This is a genomic window from Microbacterium sp. K41 (assembly GCF_004794395.1).
Taxonomy (GTDB): Bacteria; Actinomycetota; Actinomycetes; order Actinomycetales; family Microbacteriaceae; genus Microbacterium; species Microbacterium sufflavum.
Window position 1 is genome coordinate 1 of sequence record NZ_SSDO01000109.1, and the last position, 4,181, is coordinate 4,181.

A 4,181-nucleotide genomic window follows, 5' to 3' on the forward strand; every position below is an offset into this window, starting at 1 on the left:
CCGGTGCCGCCGTGACCCCCGCGGTGTCGGGGCTGCTCGAGGCCGCCGCGCCCGAGCTCGACCCGGCCGCGATCGAGTGGCTGCACCGCGCGGCCGCCTCCGACGAGCGCGCCTGGGTGGACGAGTTCGGGGCGGTCCGCGACAAGTCCGGCCTCGGGGTCGAGCGCAACGTGTTCCGCTACCGCCCGGTCGCCGTCGACGTGCGCCTCGCGGAGGGCGCGACGCTCGTCGACGGTGTGCGTGTGCTCGCGGCCGCCCTGCGCAGCGGCAGCCCGTTCACCGTGTCGGCCGCGGCGCTGCCGTCGCGCGTGACGAAGGCCCTCTCCGGCGCCGGGGTCGCCGTGAAGACGGAGTCCGACGCGGCCTGGACCAAGCGCTACGCGAAGGGCGCCCGGTCGTGGCAGCGCGTGCGGCTCGTTGGCGGCGACGCCACGGCGCTGTACCAGGCGCTCGAGGGCTCGCCCGATGTGGCCGTGTGGTCGCACGCGGTGACGGGTGCGGGTCGCGTGGAGATCCTGCCGTTCCTGCACGAGCAGGCCGTGTCGATCACCAACCACCGCTTCGGCAACCCGACCTCGCTGTCCGACGGCGTCATCTGACCCGCCGCCGCACACACGCCGAAGCCCCCTGCACCTCCGCGGTGCAGGGGGCTTCCTCGTGCGGGATCAGCCGCGCAGGGCCTCGGAGAGCTTGACGCGCGAGCCCATCCGCAGCAGCGAGTTCTCGTAGATCTTCGCGCCGATCACGATCGCGGCCACGCAGCTCGCGAGCAGGATCACGAGGCTCAGCAGCGGCTCCCACCACTGCGCCTCGCCGACGAACAGCCGCATGGGCATGCCGACCGGGGCGGAGAACGGCACGTACGACATGATCGTCAGCACCAGCGGGTTGTCGTTGAACACGATCACCAGGATGTACGGCGCCATGATCAGCATCGTGATCGGGGTGGTCGTGGAGCCGATGTCCTCCTGGCGCGACACCATCGAGGCCGCCGCCGCGAACATCGCCGCGAGCAGGATGAACCCGAACAGGAAGAACACCGCGAACCAGAGGATCGGGGCACCGAGCGTGGTCAGCACCTCGCGTTGACCCGTGACGATCAGGCCGATCGTCGCCACGGCCGCCAGCGCGAGGATCTGCCCCATCGCCAGCACCGTGTTGCCGACCACCTTGCCGGCCAGCAGGGTGCGCGCGGGGATGGCCGACAGCAGCACCTCCACCACGCGGGTCTGCTTCTCCTCGACGACGCTCTGCGCGATCGTGCCGCCGAACGTCGCCGCGGCCATCATGAACACCAGGCCGAACGCGATCGCGATGAAGTACCGCAGCAGCGGGTTGGTGGTGACCGGTTCCAGGATCACGACCTCGGGCGACAGAGACAGTGCCGACACCAGCGAGCCGGGAGCATCCTGCAGGGCGACGATCGAGTAACCCGTGTGACCCTCGGTGCCGCTCGCCGGGAGCACGGCCGCGTCGACCTTCTCCGCGCGGACCAGTTCCTCCGCCTCGGCCTCGTCGGCGACCGTGGTGACCTCGACGTTCGGGATCGCCGAGACGACCGAGGCGGTGTCGGCCGTCGCCGCGACCGGCATGGTGTCGGTGTTCTTGCTCGCGAAACCGCCGAACAGGACACCCGCGAGGGCGAGCACGAGCAGGATCCCGGTGGAGATCAGGAACGCCTTGCTGCGCAGCTTCGAGCCGATCTCACGCTCCGCGACGAGCCAGATGCCGCTGGGCGTGCGCGTGGGGGAGGGGGTGGGGGCGCTCACTGGATGACCTCCTTGAAGATCTGGGCGAGGGACGGGTGCTTGGGGGCGAAGCTCGCGACGTCGCCCCGGGCGACCGCCGACTGCAGCACGCGCTGCGCCGTCTCCGGACCGTCGGCGTCGAACAGGGCGTAGCCGCCCTCGAAGTCGATCACCGTGACACCCGGCTCGGTGCGCAGCCAGCCCGCGTCACCCGCCGACACCAGCTCGTAGCGGTCGCGGGCGTGCTCGGCGCGCAGGGCGTCACGCGACCCCGCGGCGCGGATCGTGCCACCCGCGAGGATCACGAGGTCGTCGCACAGGCGTTCCACCACGTCGAGCTGGTGGGAGGAGAACAGGATCGAGGCGCCCTTCGCGGCGCTCGACTGCAGCACGCCGGCGACCACGTCGACCGCGAGCGGGTCGAGCCCGGAGAACGGCTCGTCGAGGATCAGCACCTCGGGGTCGTGCACGAGGGAGGCGGCGATCTGCGCGCGCTGCTGGTTGCCGAGCGACAGCGACTCGATCGTGTCGTTCAGCCGCTCCCCGAGCCCGAGCTCCGTGAGCAGCGCGGTCGCGCGCGCGGTGGCATCCTGCTTGGCGAAGCCGTGCAGCCGCGCGAGATACACGATCTGCTCCAGCACCTTCATCTTCGGGTACAGGCCGCGCTCCTCGGGCATGTAGCCGAAGCGGCGGCGGTCCGCGGTGGTGAGCGGGGCGCCATCGAGGTCGACGCGGCCGCCGTCCGACGACAGCAGTCCGAGGACGATCCGCATGGTGGTGGTCTTGCCGGCGCCGTTGCCGCCGACGAAGCCCGTCAGGCGCCCGGGGGCGACCGTGAAGGAGACGTCGTCGAGCACGCGCCGAGAGCCGTAGCTCTTGGTGATGCCGGAGAGTTCGAGCAGTCCTGTCATGCCCCTCACGCTACGGAGCCCCGTGTGCCAGGGCATCCCCCGTGCGGCGGACCTTCCCTCCTCAGCCGTGGGGCGGAGGGGATCAGCGGTGGAAGGCGTGCAGCACGGTGCGCACCAGGAGGCCGGCGACGAGTGCCCAGAACGCGGCGCTCACACCCAGCACCGCGATGCCCGACGCGGCGACGAGGAACGTGACCACGGCGGGCAGGCGCTCGCCGGGGTCGTCGATCGCCTGCTGCACGGCCGAGCCGAACGCGGCGAACAGCGCCAGCCCGGCCACGGCGGGGATCACGGCCTCGGGGGCCAGCACCACGAGCGTCGCGAAGGCCGCCGAGAACCCGCCGAGCACCAGGTACGACACCCCGGTCGACACCCCGGCGACCCAGCGGCGCCGCGCATCGGGATCGGCATCGGGGGAGGCCGCGAGGGCCGCGCTGATCGCGGCGAGGTTGATCGCGTGTCCGCCCGCGGTGGCGCCGAGCGCCGTGCCGAGCCCGGTCACGAGCATCGCGGGCCGCCACGGCACCTCGTACCCGAAGCTGCGCATGATGGCGATGCCCGGCACGTTCTGCGAGGCCATGGTCACGATGAACAGCGGCAGCGCGACGCCCACGAGCGCCCCGACCGTGAACACCGGAGCGGTCAGCTCCACCCGGGGCAGCAGCACCGCGGGGTCGACCGCGTCGCTCTCCGCCACCAGGGTCACCGCGACCACCGCGGCCGCGGCGAGGAACGCGAACGGCACCGCCCAGCGCGGCGCGAGGCGCGCGAACACCAGCCACGTGAGCACGACCGGGACCACGCCCCACGGGTTCGCGACGACGCCCGTGACCGGTGCGAGGCACAGCGGCAGCAGCACCCCGGCGAGCATGGCCTGCGCGATCGACGGAGGGATGCGGGCGATCAGGGCGCCGAGCGCGGGCCACAGCGCCGTGAGCAGGATCAGGGCCGCGGTGACCAGGAACGCCCCGACGGCCGCCGGCCATCCGCCCTCGATCGCCCCGGTGGAGGCCAGCAGCGCGGCGCCGGGGGTCGACCACGCGACCGTGATCGGCATCCGGTAGCGCCACGCCAGCACCACGCACGCGATGCCCATGGTCACCGTCACCGCCAGCAGCCCGCTGGCCGCTTGCGCCGCGGTCGCGCCCATCGCGTCGAGTCCCGCGAGCACCACGGCGAACGAACTCGTGAAACCGACCAGTGCCGTGACCACCCCGGCCAGGATCGGGCGCGACAGGGGAGCGGTTTCCGGCATGGCTCAGAGGCTATCGCGGAGCCCGGTCCCCGGCCGCGTCAGGCGAGCCCGAGCCGGTGCGCGAGCACCACGGCCTGCACCCGGTCGCGCGCGCCGAGCTTCTGCAGGATGCGCGACACGTGCGTCTTCACGGTCGCCTCGCCGATGTACAGCGCCCGCGCGATCTCGCCGTTGCTGCGGGCATCCGCGAGCAGCGCGAGCACCTCGGCCTCCCGCTCGGTGAGCGGCTCGGCGAGCGCGGGGGTCGTGCGTGCGGAGCTCGGCACC

At 72.7% G+C, this 4,181-nt stretch carries 4 protein-coding genes and 1 pseudogene; 1 reads left to right on the plus strand and 4 read right to left on the minus strand.

All coding sequences use genetic code 11. The annotated features are described in order from the left end of the window. A pseudogene (locus DW309_RS02100) lies at positions 1–599 on the plus strand (1-pyrroline-5-carboxylate dehydrogenase); the annotation flags it as partial. A 66-nt stretch (positions 600–665) separates the two neighbouring features. Here DW309_RS02100 and DW309_RS02105 read toward each other — a convergent pair. The 4 genes from DW309_RS02105 to DW309_RS02120 form a co-directional block, all read right to left on the minus strand. Then, a complete protein-coding gene (locus DW309_RS02105; RefSeq protein WP_136044416.1) occupies positions 666–1,769 on the minus strand; it encodes an ABC transporter permease in 1,104 nt (367 codons plus the stop codon). Then, on the minus strand, positions 1,766–2,650 hold the full coding sequence (locus DW309_RS02110; protein ID WP_136028486.1) for an ABC transporter ATP-binding protein: 885 nt from the start codon (positions 2,648–2,650) through the stop codon (positions 1,766–1,768). The genes DW309_RS02105 and DW309_RS02110 overlap by 4 nt, the downstream gene beginning before the upstream one ends. Positions 2,651–2,741: 91 nt before the next feature. Beyond that, positions 2,742–3,914 (minus strand): benzoate/H(+) symporter BenE family transporter, encoded by a 1,173-nt coding sequence (locus tag DW309_RS02115; protein WP_136044417.1) that lies wholly within the window; start codon positions 3,912–3,914, stop codon positions 2,742–2,744. Positions 3,915–3,952: 38 nt separating this feature from the next. Next, positions 3,953–4,181, minus strand: a 229-nt coding sequence (locus DW309_RS02120) for a helix-turn-helix domain-containing protein (protein ID WP_205812591.1), incomplete at its 5' end; no start/stop codon positions are given.

Bases quoted from the DNA above. Each gene is read 5' to 3' on its own strand.
- DW309_RS02115 (WP_136044417.1), bottom strand. From the start codon at position 3,914: ATGCCGGAAACCGCTCCCCTGTCGCGCCCGATCCTGGCCGGGGTGGTC.